This window comes from Nitrobacter winogradskyi (assembly GCF_006539545.1).
GTDB classification, from domain to species: domain Bacteria; phylum Pseudomonadota; class Alphaproteobacteria; order Rhizobiales; family Xanthobacteraceae; genus Nitrobacter; species Nitrobacter winogradskyi_A.
Genome location: NZ_BJNF01000029.1, coordinates 26008 through 42999 on the forward strand (window position 1 = coordinate 26008; position 16992 = coordinate 42999).

The 16992-nt window shown below is 60.3% G+C and carries 13 protein-coding genes and 2 pseudogenes; 5 read left to right on the top strand and 10 right to left on the bottom strand.

All coding sequences use genetic code 11. The features are described 5' to 3' along the window. Positions 1–77: 77 nt before the first annotated feature. The gene (locus tag NWI01_RS06310) at positions 78–431 is read left to right on the top strand and encodes a DUF736 domain-containing protein (protein WP_141383168.1); all 354 of its coding nucleotides are present in this window, start codon (positions 78–80) and stop codon (positions 429–431) included. A 111-nt stretch (positions 432–542) separates the two neighbouring features. On the opposite strand, the gene NWI01_RS06315 is transcribed toward NWI01_RS06310, so the two are convergent. From NWI01_RS06315 to NWI01_RS06355, 9 genes are all read right to left on the bottom strand, one after another. Beyond that, positions 543–731 carry a hypothetical protein gene (locus NWI01_RS06315; protein WP_048758110.1) on the bottom strand — a complete coding sequence of 63 codons (189 nt, stop codon included), beginning with the start codon at positions 729–731 and terminating at the stop codon, positions 543–545. Positions 732–833: 102 nt separating this feature from the next. Then, on the bottom strand, positions 834–1337 hold the full coding sequence (locus NWI01_RS06320) for a type II toxin-antitoxin system YhaV family toxin (protein WP_141383070.1): 504 nt from the start codon (positions 1335–1337) through the stop codon (positions 834–836). Next, a complete protein-coding gene (locus NWI01_RS06325; RefSeq protein WP_141383071.1) occupies positions 1334–1675 on the bottom strand; it encodes a type II toxin-antitoxin system PrlF family antitoxin in 342 nt (113 codons plus the stop codon). Before NWI01_RS06325 ends, NWI01_RS06320 begins: the two co-directional genes overlap by 4 nt. A 119-nt stretch (positions 1676–1794) precedes the next feature. Then, positions 1795–5580 carry an AAA family ATPase gene (locus tag NWI01_RS06330; RefSeq protein WP_141383072.1) on the bottom strand — a complete coding sequence of 1262 codons (3786 nt, stop codon included), beginning with the start codon at positions 5578–5580 and terminating at the stop codon, positions 1795–1797. Between the two features lie 3 nt (positions 5581–5583). Beyond that, the gene (locus NWI01_RS06335) at positions 5584–6816 is read right to left on the bottom strand and encodes an exonuclease SbcCD subunit D (protein WP_141383073.1); all 1233 of its coding nucleotides are present in this window, start codon (positions 6814–6816) and stop codon (positions 5584–5586) included. Between the two features lie 171 nt (positions 6817–6987). Then, positions 6988–7707, bottom strand: a complete 720-nt coding sequence (locus NWI01_RS06340; RefSeq protein ID WP_181410391.1) for a DCL family protein — start codon at positions 7705–7707, stop codon at positions 6988–6990. Further along, the gene (locus NWI01_RS06345) at positions 7708–10191 is read right to left on the bottom strand and encodes an AAA family ATPase (protein WP_244613661.1); all 2484 of its coding nucleotides are present in this window, start codon (positions 10189–10191) and stop codon (positions 7708–7710) included. After that, positions 10184–10585: a hypothetical protein gene (locus NWI01_RS06350; protein WP_141383074.1), complete on the bottom strand. Its 402-nt coding sequence runs from the start codon at positions 10583–10585 to the stop codon at positions 10184–10186. The genes NWI01_RS06345 and NWI01_RS06350 overlap by 8 nt, the downstream gene beginning before the upstream one ends. Then, positions 10582–11232, bottom strand: a complete 651-nt coding sequence (locus NWI01_RS06355; RefSeq protein WP_141383075.1) for an alpha/beta hydrolase family protein — start codon at positions 11230–11232, stop codon at positions 10582–10584. Before NWI01_RS06355 ends, NWI01_RS06350 begins: the two co-directional genes overlap by 4 nt. 279 nt (positions 11233–11511) lie before the next feature. Between NWI01_RS06355 and NWI01_RS06360 the strand changes: the two genes are divergently transcribed. Genes NWI01_RS06360 through NWI01_RS06370 form a run of 3 tightly spaced genes read left to right on the top strand, consistent with a single transcriptional unit; the run spans position 11512 to position 14857 of the window. Further along, the gene (locus NWI01_RS06360; protein WP_210242945.1) at positions 11512–12516 is read left to right on the top strand and encodes an ABC-three component system protein; all 1005 of its coding nucleotides are present in this window, start codon (positions 11512–11514) and stop codon (positions 12514–12516) included. Then, the gene (locus tag NWI01_RS06365; protein ID WP_141383077.1) at positions 12504–12989 is read left to right on the top strand and encodes an ABC-three component system middle component 2; all 486 of its coding nucleotides are present in this window, start codon (positions 12504–12506) and stop codon (positions 12987–12989) included. Before NWI01_RS06360 ends, NWI01_RS06365 begins: the two co-directional genes overlap by 13 nt. Then, positions 12986–14857, top strand: a complete 1872-nt coding sequence (locus NWI01_RS06370; RefSeq protein WP_141383079.1) for a hypothetical protein — start codon at positions 12986–12988, stop codon at positions 14855–14857. The genes NWI01_RS06365 and NWI01_RS06370 overlap by 4 nt, the downstream gene beginning before the upstream one ends. A 61-nt stretch (positions 14858–14918) precedes the next feature. On the opposite strand, the pseudogene NWI01_RS06375 reads toward NWI01_RS06370, so the two are convergent. Continuing rightward, a pseudogene (locus tag NWI01_RS06375) lies at positions 14919–15613 on the bottom strand (IS5 family transposase); the annotation flags it as partial. A gap of 99 nt (positions 15614–15712) precedes the next feature. Here NWI01_RS06375 and NWI01_RS06385 point away from each other — a divergent pair. Further along, positions 15713–16981 (top strand): annotated as a pseudogene (locus NWI01_RS06385) (IS256 family transposase). Positions 16982–16992: the final 11 nt, after the last annotated feature.

Here is a 16992-nt window from a genome sequence, read left to right on the forward strand (position 1 = left end):
TCCGTCCTCCACTGCGTTGCGGCCCTTCGGGTGATCGGTCCGATCGCCTCCGGCTGACGACAGCCATCGAGGTCGCGATGGTCGCGGCCCGAGAAACGAAAGAGGACGTGAACATGGCTACCATCGGCAACTTCACCGCGAACGGCAACGGCTTCGTCGGCACCGTCAAGACCCTCGCTCTCGGCACCGTCAAGACCAAGATCGTCCCGGCCGAGCGGACCTCGGACAAGGCCCCGGACTACCGCATCTTCGCAGGCGCGAACATCGAGTTCGGCGCGATGTGGAAGAAGAAGTCCCAGGACACGGGCCGCGAATACCACTCGGTCAAGCTGGACGACCCGAGCTTCCCGGCGCCGATCTACGCGACGCTGGTCGAAGTCGAAGGCGAGGAAGGCTTCTCGCTCATCTGGTCTCGCCCGAGCCGCGACTGAGATGGTCGCGACGAAGGCCTCGCCTAATGGCGAGGCCTTCGAGCATGAGCGGAAAAAATGCGGACCGCGTGTCACGGCGATGTCGTCGTCGACCTCGCCAACGGGCTCTGATCAACCGCCCGTTTGATCCAATCTTGCAAGGCGTTCAGGCATGTCGAGCAGTTTCATCGCGGCGGCGGCAATGGCTTCGCCGATCGTCGGATAGGTTTCCGCCGAGTTGATCGAGACGCCGTCAGGAAACGTTACCGTGGCCTGATAGCCGTTGCCTTTTGGCGTGGCCGAAAGCTGGATGGTGGGCATTTCGCGGGTACTCCCTGTCCGATGACATCTCCCGTTGAAGTCTGGCGGCGCCGCCGTGAATTATATCCATCGGCGCTTGTGGTGGAACGGCAGCGGCTGACCTCATCTCCCGCGTGTTGAGCGCGACAGGCGCCGCCTGGATTCGCCACTCGAGGCTGCCGATAGGAGTTCGTTCCACGTGTCTGGCGGGTTTCCACGGTCCAACATCTTCGTAAATACTGCGTAGGCGTCGTTCGAGCTCTCGTAAGCGCGCAGCGTCGAGTCATCGTTCACCCATGCGAGAACGATGATCTTGGCGTCTGCTGATTGCTGGTAGCGGAAGAATAGGCGGAATTGCTGAAGGAATTTGGCGCGGAACCAGTGTTTGTAATTCTCGCCGAGCGTGCTTCCCTGCCGGTAGACGTCGCGCGTCGGGTCACTTGGGATGTCTTCGAACGCCACCTTCAGCACGGCCGCGAGTAGCTTTGTCGCGCGCTTCCTTTTGTATCTTGTTGGGTCCGTCTTACGCGCCTTCTCGACGGTCTCGATCATCGACTCGAGTTGATCGAGAAAGAGGGGATGCGCGTAGATCGTCCAACCGTTGATCTCAAGGATGTCGTCGCTCACGCCTCATCGTCCGAGAGAGCTGCGTCGAGGTCGATCTTAACGCCCTTGACCAGCGCCTTGCCGCGTGTGAGCGTCGATTTCGACACCGGCCGAATCCGCGCAGGCTCTTTCGCCATGTCGCGCGCCAGGAAGTCGAGGAACTTGCCGATCACGGGATCGTCCTGGTTCTCGCGCGCCTCCTTTTTCGAGATCATGACGGTGCCGTCGGCCAACCCGCGGAACACGACCTGGTCGCGTTTGCCAAGTGCAAGCATCTTGCGGATCGCTGCGGGCACGGTGGTCTGGCCGCGGTCCGTGATGGTCGCGGGGATCTCGAGGATTTCAGCCGTCTTGGCCATCGGAGACTCCTTGCGTCGTCATGCCATCCTATGTAATGCATTTGCATTGTAAGTCAAGGCTTGCCCTGATCCCGTAGTTCTCTTCCGACTTGAACACTCCGAGGCCACTTCTCCTGATATTATTGCGCGCTACTCGGCGCAGGCCATGCGGCTTCCATGCCCTCGGAAACTCCAATCTCCGATCGCCCACCGCCACGCTTTTCTACGCGAACCTGCACGGCGATCCGCTCGATCATGGCGGCCACATGCGTGATGACGCCAACTTTCTGACCTTTGCTCTGCAACGTCTCCAGCGCATCTACTGCTAAATCGAGCGTCTCCGCATCGAGCGATCCAAAGCCTTCATCGATAAACAGTGTGTCGACAAAGGACGATCGGCCTTCGAGACCCGACAGCGCAAGCGCAAGCGCAAGCGAGACTAGGAAACGTTCACCGCCTGATAGGCTTCGGGTCCCACGGACCTCGTCGTCCATGTCGCTATCGACGATATGCAGCGTAAGATCGGACGCGGTCCCCCGCGCGAGCCTATAGCGAGGGGTCAATGCGTGAAGGTGGTCATTCGCCAGTTGCACCATGTGGTCGAGCGTAATGCCCTGCACAAAGCGACGGAAACGATCACCGCTGGCTGAGCCTATAGCATCGTCGACTGCTTGCCAGATTACGAGTTCGGCTTTCGCAGTGTCGATTTCCGCAGATAGGCTTGTCGCCGCGCGGCGCGCCTCGTCGTCTCGCGCAAGCGCAGCGGACAGCACGCCTATACGCTGTTGCAAGTCGCCGATTTCAGTCGCCAGCGCGGCAATGACCGCGGTCAACGCATCGGCATCGGTGGTCTCGTCGAACCCTGCCAACGCTCGGTGTAAGTCATTCTGACGCAGAACGACCGCAGCGCCGGCATCGTTCACACCCCGATCGATCTCCTGAAGTCGGATCCGCAACGCTCTGCTCAACGCTGGGTCGGTTTCGATCAGAGCGGCGACCTGATCCGACGAGCGGGCAACATCCAGGCAGGCCGCGTTGAATGTCTCTTCGGCTGAAGCGTTACGGCCGTTGGCCGTCTCCAATCCGTCGGCAGCCTCGTCGCAACGAGCGGCGGCCGCCTGGAATACTGCATCGTTGGCTGATTTCGCCTCGCGCGCACGAGCGAACGCCTCACGGGTGGTTCGGCAAGCCTCGTTGATCCGTGCCCGGTGGGTGGCTGTCACCTCGCCACCGAGGAGTTCGGCTCTGGCGCGCGCTTTTTCTCCCTCGGCTATACGCCGTTGATCGAGAAGAAGTGCGGTCGCCGTCACCTGCGCCCGCGCGTGCTCCAGCGAAGCGTCTGCGGCCGCACGCTCTGGCGCCAGACGCCGGAGTGTCATTTCAAGTTCACCAACCTGCTCGCGCAGAGCTCTATATTCAGTCGCGACCGCTGACAGCGTAACGCTAACACTGGAAGGATCGACATCGAGGGCTTCAACGGTCAGACCTGCCGCAGCAAGAAACGGCGTGATTTCACGACCGATGGAGATGAGGCGCTCAGCGAGCGCCGCCGCCTGGACCGTGTACTCAGTCACCTTCAGTTGCGCAGCGTGGAAATCAGAACGTTTTTGATCAATGGACCGCGTGATTGTCTCGACAGCCTCACCGCGCGCGTCGTGCTCCCGCTGTAGACCGTCGATCTCCGCCCGAAGACGCCGAGCGTCTGCGAGTGGAGACGCAATAGCCATCCGTTCCACGACTGCGACAGAGATGAGCGCTGCCAGCTCCGCCCCTGCTCGGTCATTGAGACCGGGAGGTACACTCCCCTCGATCCCAGCCTTCGTGCAGAGATCGTTCAACGACAACCACTGTTCGCCATAAGCGCTGTTGGCAGCCAGAACTTGTCCGCGCGCCACATCGATTCCGCGATTTGTCTCCGCCTGGCGCGCCTCTCCAGCGGAGAGCGCGCGCGTTGCAGCGTCCAAACGCTGGCTCGTCGCGGACAACACGGTATCAAGTTCTTCGCGCCGGCGGCGAAGCCTAGCAGCTATTTCGTTCAGCGCGCTGGGATGTGCAAGATGGGGATGGTCAGTGCTGCCGCACACCGGACAGGCCAAATTTGGGCCCAGCAGGCTGCGCAGATGAATGGCCTCAGATGATACCGCCTCGTCGGCGAGCTCTGCGATTGGAACAATTTCTGCACGCGCGGTCCGATCGCGGAGCTGGTCCGCTTCGACTTCAACGATTTGGCTTTTCGCCGTGCTTACCTCCTGCGCCGCCAGCGTGTGTTCCGATTCCCGTCGTGTTAGATCTGTCGATGCCCGAGTATACTGGTCGCAGACGGTACATGCCTCGCGCAGAGCCTCGAGCGCGCGCTGCAGATCGATGTCTCGTTCGTGGAGCGTCGCCTCGTCGATGCCGGCGAGACCGGCTCTACGATCACCGATTTCACGACTTAGGCCATCCTTTCGCTCGCGATCCTCGGTGACCTTTCCCAACAGCATGGTTATTGCACTTTGCAATCGGGTAGCTGTTTCTTCCGCTCCAGCGGTCGCCACCGTGGCTGCAGCGTGCTCCTGTTGGAGAGCTCCCCGCTTCGTCAACAAGTCCATCGCATCGCTAAGACGATAAGCAAGGAGAACGCGATCCGATTGTCTGTTTAATTGCGCCGCGGTGGTGCGGTACGATTCTGATGTCTGACCGAGAGTCTGATCAATCGTTGCCAGCGCATCGGCTTTGTCGCGCAGTGTCGCTTCCGCTTGCTGCGATTTTTCTATCGCATCATTGAATTCTGTCCGAGCTGCCTCCAGCTCAGTATCGAGCCTTTCGGCCTCGCTCCAAAGGGGACCGAATTTCTTGAGGACGTCTTCTGCCGCTACGCTGGCGGTTGCCGCGCCCGCCAGTTGCGTTGCAGACGCCGCGTCCAGCGTCCGCGCTTCTTCGCGAGCAACAAGCAAACCGTCGAGGCGGGACTTGGCCTCCGCTGCCGTTCGCCGTGCATTTTGCAAATCAACCGCTAACGGTCGAAGCGGCTCGACCAGATCGAATTCGGCAAGAGACCGATACTCATCAGCGGCTGCCTCGCGTGTCGCGCGCGCTGCGACCTCCTGGGCCTCAGCCAGTGCGAAGTCGCTGCGAGCGGCAGCCACGCGCTTGAAGTGATCCAACCGCCCGGTGTGTTGATCGCGCTCCGCGCCTTTTCGAGCAACAATTGAAACAAGCTGATTTTGCTCGTTCAGCAGTGCCTGCCTGGCTTCGTCATCAAGCAGTCCGATGTCGTTTCGGCGCTGCTCCAATTGCTCTACAATTCTTCGTCGTGCCTCCGTGCCATCATGAACGCGGATCGAGATCGCTGCGTAGATTTCGGTGCCTGTGATCTTCTCGAGCAATTCCGCACGCTCGCTCTCTGCGGCGAGCAGGAAGGCGTCGAACTCGCCCTGTGCGAGGAGCACCGTTCGCCGGAACTGATCGAATGTGAGGTCGGTTCTCGCCTCCACGGCCTCGCGAACCTGAGTCTTGCCAGTCGCCACGGCGCTGCCGTCGTCAAGTCGATACAGCGCGCGCTGCTCATTCTGAAGCCGCCCATTTGCCCGACCCCGCGCGCGATTGGCCTCCCAGCGGACGCGGTAGCGCTCGCCATCCTGCCCGACAAAATCTACCTCGGCATATCCGCCGCCGGCGCCTCGGCGCAGGATTGCCCGACCATCATGAATTGAAATCGCTTCTCCGCTGGGGTCGGGGGTATTTTCCCGACGGTTGACGGAGACGCGCGGATATTCGCCATAGAGCGCGAGGCACAACGCATCGAGGATGGTGGATTTCCCGGCGCCGGTCTCGCCTGTGATGGCGAAAAGGCCGGAACCAGCAAGAGGCCCTGCCGCAAGATCGATCTCGAACGGAGCCGCAAGACTTGCCAAATTTTCGCCGCGGATAGCCAAGATGCGCATGGGTTATGCCTCCGCCCGCGCTCGGTGGAAAACATCCAGATGCGCGGCATCCGGCGCGACGCCGAACGCGCGTTCAAACGCAAGCTTGAACAAATCCTCCGGATCTCGCTCGGCCAGCCGGATCATAGCATCGGCAAGGATCACTGCATGTAACGCCCCGGGTATCGTAGCTACGCGGGCATCGACGATGCGCACCGGAAAGCTCTCGGCGATACGGTCGACCTCCTCCCTGAATCCAGGCGATAGCCCTTCGCGGGCAAGCCTGACCTGGACGAATGGCCGTTCATGAATTGCCAAATCCGACGGGAGACCCAATGCCGTCAGATGATCGCCTAGTTCGGTCAAGCGCATATCACCCGCCTCCGGAAGGCGGAGGAAAGGAACTGGCCGGTCGATCGGGATATGCTCGGATACGACCTGTGTGCCATCCATACTCACAAGCGTGACGCCATGCGCGTAAGGCTGCTCCGTCGCCGACAAGGGGATCAGTGATCCCGAATATCGAACGGTTTCGCGACCGATGGCCTGGGCCTTGTGCAGATGGCCGAGCGCCACGTAGCTCGCTTCCGAAGGGAATACGCCGTGCGGCACGGCATGCTGACCACCGACCAGGATTCGGCGCTCGGCGCCCTCCGACTCGATGCCGCCCGCGACATGCAGGTGCCCCGTCAAAACGAACGGCAAACCATCCAGTTGCCCCAGTAGCTTATCGACCAATTCCGCGTAGAGACTTCGTACCCCGGCGATGACGGGCGAGCCCGCCTCGCCATCCAGCCGCGTCAAATTTGGGAGGCACGCTGCGGTTGGGTAGGAGACTGCCAGCACATGAGCGGCCACCGCACCGCTTACGTCAGCGATAGGCACGAGATGCCGTGCTGCCTCGATCCGCCCGTCATGCCGCCGAACATTGCCCACGACGCGGATGTTGAATGCCTCCAACAGAGGCCGCGGCGCTTCCAACCGACCAGCGGCATCATGGTTCCCGGCAACGATCACCGTAGCCATGCGCGGCTGTGCGCGGCTTAGCCGCACAAGCGCATTGTAAAAGAGCTGTTGCGCTTCTCCGGAAGGGTTTTGACTATCAAATACGTCGCCGGCGATGACGAGCGCATCGACATCCCGCTCCACGACAATCTCTTCGAGCCGCTCAAACACCCTGCGGTGCTCATGCTCGCGAGAAAAACCGCGCAGCGTTTGACCGATATGCCAATCAGCCGTGTGCAGAATACGAATCATTTCGCCATACCTTACTTGGCTAGGGCGTCCCCAAATACTCGCCCTTCCCTGTCTTTTTCGGACTTTGGCTGATGCGCGCCGGATGGCGACAGTGTCAACGCCGACCTTTCTTTTCCTCGGTGCATCGATGAGACGAGAAAGTGCGGCGAAACTCTCGTGGCTGTCAGCGGGCTATCCTGCCAGGGTGATCCGGCCGTCCTTCAGCCGATGCCGACTAGCTTGAGCGAGGTTGACCGAATTTCGCACAAAATCGAGCCGCGCTATTCCAGCGTGGTAGGCCCGGAATGCCTCGCTCAAGGCGTGATCCATCACCTCGGGCGAGACCTGGTCATCCTTGCCTGTCGTGAGCGGCACATTGTCGAGCGATAGACCGCGGCCGCAGAGAAATGTCGTCACGATGACCTCGAACGTCATTGGTGGACGGTGATCCATATGTGCCTCGTCCCGCGTGATGCGTTCGCCTGTCACGGCGCAGGAAACCAGGCCGTCCGAACCGCTATGGGTGGCGAAGAAATTATCGCGGGCCTTGTAGAGATCGAAGCGCACCGCACGTCGAAAGGCTTGAGCAACCTCCTGCTTACGGCTGGGTGGTCGCTGGGAGATGCAGTGTGGATAGGAAAAATCCGTGCCGCTGCCATCGGTGCGGATGATCCGGAAGCATTGGGTCCCATGCTCGGTTATCATGACTTGGAAATGACTGACGCCGCAGCCCACCTTGGCGACGTATTCGGTGTGGCGTTCGAGAAGGGCAGCAACGTCGAGGCCATCCTCGTCACTCACTCGTTCGCCAGGCCGGTAGCGGTTCAGCATGGCCTTGAAGAATGTCGTGGCGTCGCCTTGCTTCTCGAAGCTGCGTGTCGCCAACTCTACGGGTTTCGAACGCCCTCCCATTCAAGCCACCCCTACTGATGCAGCCGCAAACTTGAACTGCGCCTCGCACCCATCATGCGCACATACTGGCTTATTGAGGGTAAAGGGCCGCTGGAATTTAGTTCGGCTGCACTTCTTGCAAGCGAACTGGCTGCGGAAAGCCTTGAATTCCTCCCAGCGCGCCTTCTCGTCACCAATCGAGCCGTCGCCATACGGTCCGTCTTGGAAGTGGCTGCCGAAATTCTCGATCTCGCCCTTCACTATACTGTCGAGGAACCGGTTGTTGACCCCCGGCACCAACGCCGGCGCCAGCTTGGCGTCCTTGAGCAGTCCGGCGAGCGCCGAGGCCAACTCGCTACGCTCGTAGGAATACGCCCTCTCAAGTGGTCGGATGCGCACACTAACCCCGAAATCCCGACAGATGCCGAGAAGCCATTCCTCCTCGGCCTGGCGCATCTCGTTGGCCGCCGACTGGCCCGCCGCCCAACGTGCCTCGATCATCTCATCGCTGACCTTGTGATCAGCGAAACGCGGCCCGTAGGCTGGGTCGAGACCAATGATCCGGGTGAAGTGCCACGTCTTCATCTGAAGCTGATCCTTCAAATAATTGAAAAACCGCTCGTCGTGAGTGGTGATCAGGATTTGGCAGTCGTCGAACACGGTGGCGATGAGTCCGGCGATGGTGCGCCGATGATCCGCATCATAGGAGGTCACGATGTCATCCAGCGCGATGATGGGCGCGCCTGCATTAAATTGCTTGATTGCCGCCATCCGCAGCGCCAGCGCCACCGAATGGATTTGGGAGTCACTCAAATAGCCCCCCGGTTGCACGCCGGTGCGGTTTTTGGCGAAATCGATCAGGAGATTGAGGCGCTGCTGGTTCGCGTCGTCTTCCGCCGGCAGTTCCAGCCGGATTGGTGTGGCGCCAATGCCCTGGATCAGCTTGTAGATATCGTTCATCGGCGCCTGAACCTTGTCGAGCAGGGCCTGTACTTTCTTGCGGATCTCAGCCGAGATTATCGTCGCCTGCGCCGTCAAGGCGTTGGAGAGTTTGCCGAGCTCATCTCGCGTCCGCAGCGCAAGGTCCCGCTCTGTCTGTAGCTCCAGCAGTCGATCGATCTTCGCCTTGGCCTTAATATACGTGTGGTCGCCTTGCTTCGATTCGATATCGGCGATGGCCTGATCGAGCGTGGTGAGCAGTTTGGCGATTTCCACAACAATACCAGCCGAGGCCGGAACGGCGGCCTGAGGCCAGCCGGCGATGTCGGTTTGATACGCGATAAGACCAGCTTTCAATGCCGCCTCGCCGTCGCTGAGGTGGCCAATCAGCCCCGGCACCGCCGCCCCCAACTGAGTATGGGCCTTGATCGCCGCAGTCTTGGCGTGGTCGAGCGCCTTCTTTGCGGCTGCGTAGTCCGCCAACTCCTCGAGGTGCTGGGCAATGTGGTCCCGGATCGTCTTAGCGCTACCCGCCGCGGTGTCCGCGACAGGTGTTGCACAGACGGGGCAAATGTCAGGTGCCGCCACTCCTTCGGCAAAAAGCGGCTCTGCGGCTTTCCACAAAGCCTGAAACACTGTGCTCGCCGCTTTGCCGCGTTCTTCCGTTTCCTTACTCTCTGCCGCCGCCAGCGCCGCGACAGCCGCGTCAAAGGTCGGAATCGCACCGCTGACGATAGTCTCGCCGTTCTCCGCGTCCGTCACCTCCGCCCGCAAAGTGGCAGCCGCATTGCGGATTTGGAGCAGGCCCGCAAGCCCGATTTTGTTTTCCTCGGCCTTGGCGCGCGATTCCAGTTCGAGATAGGCCAGATCGCCGGCGGCCAGCGCCGCCAGCACCAGCGCCGGATCAAGTGGCGCCAGGACCGAGGTGTTGGCGTGGGAGAGCACCGCCGCCCCATCCCAGGTCTTCACCGCCTGGGCCGACTCTTTGGCAAGCTGGGTATCCACGCGCTGCAGCGCCGTCTCGTCCTCGGCGGCGGCCTTCACCTGCGTGCGCAGCGAACGAACATTCTTCTGCACATCAACCAGCGGGCCGAGCTGCAGCCAATTGGCGACGTCCGTGTAGCGCTGTTCGGGAGTATGGATTTCGACGAACGTACGCAGCACATGCCCGCGGATGATCGGCGGCACTGCGAAGCAGGCGTTCACAGCCGTGCCCACCGCCGGTATCGGTCGCTTCGCCCCCGTCGCCAGCCGGCTGCCGTTGGTGGTATCCTTGCCCGACACCACGCTGATCGTAACCGCCGATGTAATCTTCGTCTCCGCAGCCAGATTGTGCGCCAGCGCCACGGGACCAGCCTGGTTGTTGATGGCGCGCTGCCCGAGCCTTTCGAGCGTTCCGTCCTTGGAGAACATGAATTCCAGCGCATCGATGACGCTGGATTTGCCGCTGCCGTTCGGCGCGAAGATCGCCAGGCAACGCTTCTTGCTGAAATCGAAAGTCTTTGGTTGGAGATATGCGCGGAATCCGGAAAGTCCCAAAGACTGGAGGAAATAAGGGTCAGCCATTAGCCACCTCCGGCTGCGGAGGATTTGCACGTTCGCTTGCGAGTTTCAGGATCGCGTCCTTGGCCTGGGCGACGGCGTTCTGCGCGGGCGCCGTTTTCAGGAGGTGCGTCTTCAGGATGGTCGCCAGATCAGCATCGACGCCTTCCTTTCCCTTTAGGCTCTCTCCCAAGGCTTTAAGGAATGCGTCTGGCGTATCTGCCGCCTCTGTTTCACCTTCCACGCGCCTATCCCCCCGGTTGTTTGCATTCAACAGTACAACGGGAGCGCCAAAGGGAGAATGGCTTACATTTTCGAGATGATGGGCGCCGGGTTTCAATCGGCTCCTTCCCCCGCGACGGAGGAGGACCGGAAGCTGTCCGTTGATTCCGTTGACGTTGTAGGTCGCAATTTTCATCGCCGGCCCTGACCGATGAGTTCGCTGGTCCAGGTTGCGACGCGATTTGCCATCGTGAGAAGGTGGTCACCGGCAGTGAAGCCGAAGATTGCCTTGCGAGGTTTGAGATCATGATCACCGTCTTCGAGCCAGGCGATCTCGATCGCCTTGGAGAGCGCGTAGGTGGCAACCTCGTCACGCGTGCCGAAAGAGTCGCGCGTCCCCTGCACAATGAGGGTGGGAGTCTGCATTTCGAGGAGATGCGCCGTGCGCAGCTGATCCGGTTTGCCAATCGGATGGAACGGATAGCCAAGGCACAACAACCCGACGATCCTGCTGGAGGCGTGGAGCTGGTCAGCTATCATGCTCGCGACGCGTCCACCCATCGATTTTCCGCCGATAACGAGCCCGCCCATCGGGTTCAGCGCATCGATTGCGGCGATGTATTCGGATTTGAGGGTCGCCGCCCGTGGAGGCGGCTTCCTGCCGGAAGAGCTGCGGCGGGATGCCATATAGCCGAATTCGAAGCGTGCGACGCGCAGGCCCGCGGTGGTGAGCGCCATCGTAGCGGCGTTCAGCGACGTGGAATCCATCGGCGCGCCAGCCCCATGAGCCAGCAATATGGTGAGCTTCGCATCATCAGGGCCGTCGAACAGAAACTCAGTCATTGTCTCGACTTATCATGTGATATCGGTCAGCCGGGGCCAAACGGCTCGCGCATTTTTCCTCCACCCGGTTATGGTGCGGCCATACTATGAAGGGCAATGGGCAAAGCCTGGGTATTCTTGTAGAATCCAGCCGTGGCAGGGGGAGTGAAGGATTCGTGGCGAAAAAAGCAAAAAAAAACGAATTGGATGACTGTCGAGAGAACAATATCGGGGGGCTTGGTCCCTGTTGCCGTTTGCGTTGCTCTTCTATCCACGACATCAGCTAAGCAGTGAATTAACGTGACGAGCCTCGCTGTTCGGCTGATGGAGATCGATGACACGCAGCTTGAGGAGTTCATCGAGCTGTGGATCGAACGTGCCTCCCAACAATATCATCGCGTGGAGAGAATTGGCGCGGCCAACGACAAGGGCCGTGACGTGATCGGCTTCCTGAGCCCTTCGAGGCATGAAGGCCTGTGGCATCTCTATCAATGCAAACGGAAGACGCGGGGCGGAAAGCTCGGAAAGGGCGAGGGCCTTGCCGAGCTGGGCAAGGTTTTTTTCCACTATTGTCAGGGCGCCTATAAGACCCTGCCCGACAAATATGTCTTCGTCGCTCCTCGTGGGATCGTTGGATCGCTGATGGATCTCATCAACAACCCGACAACCCTGCGGACCGCTTTGATCGACGGTTGGGATGAGCATTGTGCCAGCAGCATCACCCGGCGCCAGACAACTCCACTGAGCCCCGAGATCCGCGCGGCCATCGACGGGTTCGACTTTTCGAAGGTCGAGCACCTCACAGCGCCTATGCTCGTGAAAGACAAGGCGGCGGGACCTGCCTTGTCGAAAGTGCTTGGGTTAATGCCGGATGAGGCCCCATCTGGGTCGGCGCCTATAACGATTCAGGCGGAAGAAGCCGTCTATGTCGACCAGTTACGCCAAGTCTACGGTCAGGCGACTGGCAGCGCATTCGTGACCGCCGACGATGTGCTGGCAGACGCTGATCATGGCGAGCATTTCCGTGATCAGCGTACCCGCTTTTTCGAAGCGGCGTCGTTCAAGAGATTTCACCGCGATAATACGGCGCCCGGCGCTCTGGGCACCTTCGAGGACGACGTCTATCACGGTGTCATCGAAGTACACCGTGACCGGCATGAAACGCTGTTGCGCCGCGTTGATGCGGTCATGAAACACGCATCGATCTTGCCGGCCAGCTTGATCGGCCGAAGCGTGCGTGTCCCTGTTAAACAGGGGATGTGCCATCACCTCGCAAACGACGGGCGGCTCAAATGGGCGCCCTAGGCGAGAGTGAGTTCGGAGGGCTGTTCAACTCACCACTCGAGGCCGGAATCCGGGCCGTGGTCGTGCTTGAGCATCTGCGACCGCAGGCCTTAGATCTGGCCGAGATGGTCCTTTTTGATCACGTCGTGGTGCATACGGCTGATCTGGGCGGGCCGCCGAGTCTGCATCCCGATGTGCCCGGCCGCAAAGGCGAGCTTCTGGTCAGGCGACGCCTGGTCGAGGCAAGCCTACAGCTGATGCAACGCTGTCACCTTGTCGATCAGGAAAGCGCCGATGAGGGAATCATTTATCGGGCTTCCGATGAGGCCGCAGCTTACGTTGAATTGCTCGAGACCGACTATTCGGTGCAGATGAAAACCTGCGCGCGATGGGTCGCCGAGCAGGTCAGAATTCACGGCAAGGCCCAATTCAAGCGGTTGGTTCGCGAGCACATAGGTGACTGGACCGAAGCATTCCAGACAGGCGCGCCATGAGCACGCCAGAGCCCGCACGCTTCCTTCTCCTCCGCCTGACCATTACCGGCCCCGGCAAAAAGCCGGTGGCACTCTTCTTTGAAGAACGCATCAACGTCGTCTGGGGCGCTTCGAACAGCGGCAAATCCTACATAGTCAAGGCGCTCGACTTCATGTCTGGCGGCAAGACGACCCTTCCCGATATCAAAGAAGCCCAGGGCTACGACAGGTGCTGGCTGCAGCTCACGCTTCCGGTCAGCGGTACCGTGACCCTGACACGCGCTATGAAAGGCGGTGACTTTGGCCTGCATTTAGGCGCCGTGGATCCAGAAACGGCCGGGCGCCCAGATCGCGCGCTCGCGTGGGACCATCGCGCAAAAGGAGAGAGTCTCTCCGGATTCTTGCTGAGCGAACTTGGTGTCGCCGATAAGGAGATTGCGCGGACGCTGACTGGCGACAAGAACGCATTCACGTTCCGGCACTTCGCAGCCTTCGTCTACACAGAAGAGACCAATATGATGGGAGAGTGGAGCCCGATCAGGATCTCGGAGCACAGCGGTGAGACGTTCGATAAGAACGTGTTGAAATTTATCCTGACGGGTGTCGATGACTCCGCTGTGGTCACGACCCCGAATGTCGGCTCGCAGCGAACGGCGAATCTCGGCAAGGTCGAGATCATCGACGAGATGATCGCGGCCGCGCAGCAGGAATGGGATCGGGATTTCCCGGGCAACCCCGATCTGAACGAGCAAAGCGATCGCCTGACAGCGTCCATCAATGAGTTGCAGGAGGCGATGTCGGTCCGACAATCCAGGTTGGACGAGCTGCGATTGGACCGCAGATCGAGAGTGGAATCGCTTAGAGACGCGCAGGAGAGGCGAACTGAGATTTCCTTGTCGCTCGAACGTTTTGCATTGCTGAAAAGCGTGTATGAAAGTGATCTTCAGCGGCTCGCTTCCTTGGAAGAAGGCGGCGCGGCGTTGTTGGCGGGAGCACGGCGTCCCTGCCCCTTATGCGGAGCGGAGCCGTCCCACCAACTCCACGCGCACGGGATCGACGAGGTCGAACTGACCCAGCGCGCTGTTCGTGCTGAGATGGCAAAAATCGTTTTGGAGCGTGCCGATCTTGCCAAGGCCACACGATCTCTGGAGGCTGAGCAAGAAGGGTTGCAGCGGCGGGTCGAACGCCTGTCAGTCGAGATCGACGGGCTGGATGTTGAACTGGAAACAGTGAAACCCCTCGAAGCGGCGACGCGCCGCTCCTACGAGGATCTCGACGCCACCCGCCATCGTATCAGGCAAGGATTGGCTTTGCGGCAGCGGATGGACGAGCTCCTGCGGCGAAAAACGCAACTTGAGGCGTTCAAACCGAAATCGTTGCCACGGGGCAGCGTGACGGCTGGCATCGGTGGCGTGACTGGGCACGAGTTTGCAACGACAGTGCAATCGGTGCTCCATGCTTGGCGCTTTCCTGGCCTTCCGACCGTTTCGTTCGACGACAAGACGCACGACATCCTTATCGACGGCAAAAGCCGCCGGGCCAACGGCAAGGGCGTCAGGGCATTGATGAACGCCGCGTTCAAGATCGGCGTGCTGTTGTACTGCCGGCAGAAGGAGTTGCCCCATCCCGGAATCGTCGTCCTCGACAGCCCATTGCTGAGCTATCGCGATCCGCTTACCTCGCGGCACGGCGAACTAGATGCGGACGAGAAAGAGGTGAAGGATAGCGGCCTCAAGGACCACTTCTACAAATTCTTGGTAGACCAAAAAGATAGTGCGCAGTTTGTGATCATAGAGAACGACCCGCCGCCGATTGAATTGGGCGATAAGTCGAAGGTAACGTTGTTTGTCGGGGCGCTTGGTAGAGGTGAACGCCAAGGCTTGTATTGATATGGAATGTCCGTCGATCGCGCACTGACAGGCATAAGAGCTAAGAGCCTATCCAAGAAGATTAGATTCGGGAGCATTGGGTTGAGCGTGTGAGGCGTTTGAGCATGATACGGACCATAGCGAGGCGGACGAAGGCTGCGACGGTCCTGGTGTAGCGCTCGAAATCGCGCATCAGGCGACGATTGCGGCTGATCCAGGCGAAAGTCCGTTCGACGATCCAGCGCTTGGGCAGGACGACGAAGCGATGGAGATCGGAGCGCTTGACGATCTCGATCTTCCAACACTCCGTCGCGGCGACAGTCTTCGCCATTTTTGGTCCCTGATAGCCGCCATCGGCGAAAATCCGCTCGACGAAGGGAAAGCGCCGCCGCGCCCGGCGTAGCAAGTCATGCGCGCCGTCGCGGTCTTGAATATCTGCGGCATGGACGCTCACGCCAAGCAAGAGGCCGAGTGTGTCGACGAGGATGTGGCGCTTGCGGCCCGTGATCTCAGCGCAACGTCTTCGTTGTCGCTTCTTGCCCGCATCAAAGCCTTGCGGGTCGAGTGCAGGGCCCCTTTTTGCGCTGCCTTGCTGCTTTGGGAGTCGATGATTGCAACCGTGGGACTCGCCTCGCGTCCGGCCGCTTCGCGTGTCGCTACATAGAGTACGTCGTGAATACGATCGAACGTGCCGTCCCATTCCCATAACATGAAATAGAGATGCGCCGTGCTCTTGGGCGGTAGATCTTTCGGCATCGCCTTCCATTGGCAGCCGGTGAGCTAAGGCGGAATCTGGGTGACGACGATTGATTGAAGGCGGCGTATCGAGGCGGGTGTCCAAGCCTGCCAGAACCTCCCCGAAAGGAGCGATATGCCATGTCGATAGATAGCACTGTCATTGCCTTCCGCCAGCCTGACGCCATCGACGATCCACTGACTGAACTTGCACGCGAAGGTGCCCGCCGAATGTTGGCTCAGGTGCTGATTGCCGAAGCCGACGCCTTCGTCGCCATGTGGAAGGACGTAAAGTTGGCGGATGGTCGCGACCGCATCGTGCGTCACGGCCACGGTCCGCATCGCGCGATCCAGACCGGAGTCGGACCTGTCGAAGTCCGTCGCGCCAAGGTGCGCGATCGGGGCGACGTGGAGGCGGAGGAGAAAATTCGATTTTCCTCGGCGATCCTGCCGAAATGGGCGCGGCGGACGAAGAGCCTCGATGCGCTGTTGCCGGTTCTCTACCTACGCGGAGTGTCGACCGGCGATTTCCAGGAGGCCCTCGCTGCCCTATTAGGCAAGGACGCGCCGAACCTGTCGCCGGCCGTGATCTCGCGGCTGACGGCGGAGTGGCAGGCGGATTACGACGCCTGGCAGAAGCGCGATCTCTCGGCACGGCGATACGTGTACGTGTGGGCGGACGGGGTCTACCTTCAGGCCCGGATGGAAGATAACGCCGAATGCATGCTGGTGCTGATCGGCGCAACGCCTGAAGGCAAGAAGGAACTTGTCGGCTTTCAGACTGGAGTCCGCGAGAGCGCGCAGAGCTGGCGTGAGCTGCTCATCGACATCAAGCAGCGTGGGGCTCGAGATCGCGCCTGACCTCGCGGTCGGCGACGGTGCGCTCGGCTTCTGGAGGGCGATCGAGGAGGCCTTTCCGAGCACCAGGCACCAGCGCTGTTGGGTTCACAAGACGGCCAACGTGCTGAACAAGGTTGCGCTCTCGGTCCAGGTCAACATGAAGGCAGACCTTCGTGAGATTTACGGCGCGCCGACCCGCGCGGCAGCCGAGGTCGCGATCGACGTATTCGCCGAAAAATACGGCGCCAAGTACGACAAGGCGGTTGTCTGCCTGACGAAGGACCGGGAAACTCTGCTTGCCTTCTTCGACTTCCCTGCCGAGCACTGGGACCATCTGCGCACGTCAAACCCGATCGAGAGCGTATTCGCGACAGTGCGTCATCGAACCGTGCGGACAAAGGGCGCGCTATCGGCAAAGACCGCCAAGCTCATGGTGTTCAACTCGTCAATGCCGCCGCGAAAACATGGCGCCGATTGAACGGCGAGAACCAGTTGCCAAAGGTCGTTCAAGGCGTCAAATTCAAAAACGGAATCGAGGTCACTGAAATGCCGGCTCACCACGCCGCCTGATCAATCTCGTC

Bases quoted from the DNA above. Each gene is read 5' to 3' on its own strand.
- NWI01_RS06370 (WP_141383079.1), top strand. From the start codon at position 12,986: ATGAGCACGCCAGAGCCCGCACGCTTCCTTCTCCTCCGCCTGACCATT.
- NWI01_RS06345 (WP_244613661.1), bottom strand. From the start codon at position 10,191: ATGGCTGACCCTTATTTCCTCCAGTCTTTGGGACTTTCCGGATTCCGC.
- NWI01_RS06310 (WP_141383168.1), top strand. From the start codon at position 78: ATGGTCGCGGCCCGAGAAACGAAAGAGGACGTGAACATGGCTACCATC.
- NWI01_RS06355 (WP_141383075.1), bottom strand. From the start codon at position 11,232: ATGACTGAGTTTCTGTTCGACGGCCCTGATGATGCGAAGCTCACCATA.
- NWI01_RS06315 (WP_048758110.1), bottom strand. From the start codon at position 731: ATGCCCACCATCCAGCTTTCGGCCACGCCAAAAGGCAACGGCTATCAG.
- NWI01_RS06350 (WP_141383074.1), bottom strand. From the start codon at position 10,585: ATGAAAATTGCGACCTACAACGTCAACGGAATCAACGGACAGCTTCCG.
- NWI01_RS06325 (WP_141383071.1), bottom strand. From the start codon at position 1,675: ATGGCCAAGACGGCTGAAATCCTCGAGATCCCCGCGACCATCACGGAC.
- NWI01_RS06330 (WP_141383072.1), bottom strand. From the start codon at position 5,580: ATGCGCATCTTGGCTATCCGCGGCGAAAATTTGGCAAGTCTTGCGGCT.
- NWI01_RS06335 (WP_141383073.1), bottom strand. From the start codon at position 6,816: ATGATTCGTATTCTGCACACGGCTGATTGGCATATCGGTCAAACGCTG.
- NWI01_RS06365 (WP_141383077.1), top strand. From the start codon at position 12,504: ATGGGCGCCCTAGGCGAGAGTGAGTTCGGAGGGCTGTTCAACTCACCA.
- NWI01_RS06340 (WP_181410391.1), bottom strand. From the start codon at position 7,707: ATGGGAGGGCGTTCGAAACCCGTAGAGTTGGCGACACGCAGCTTCGAG.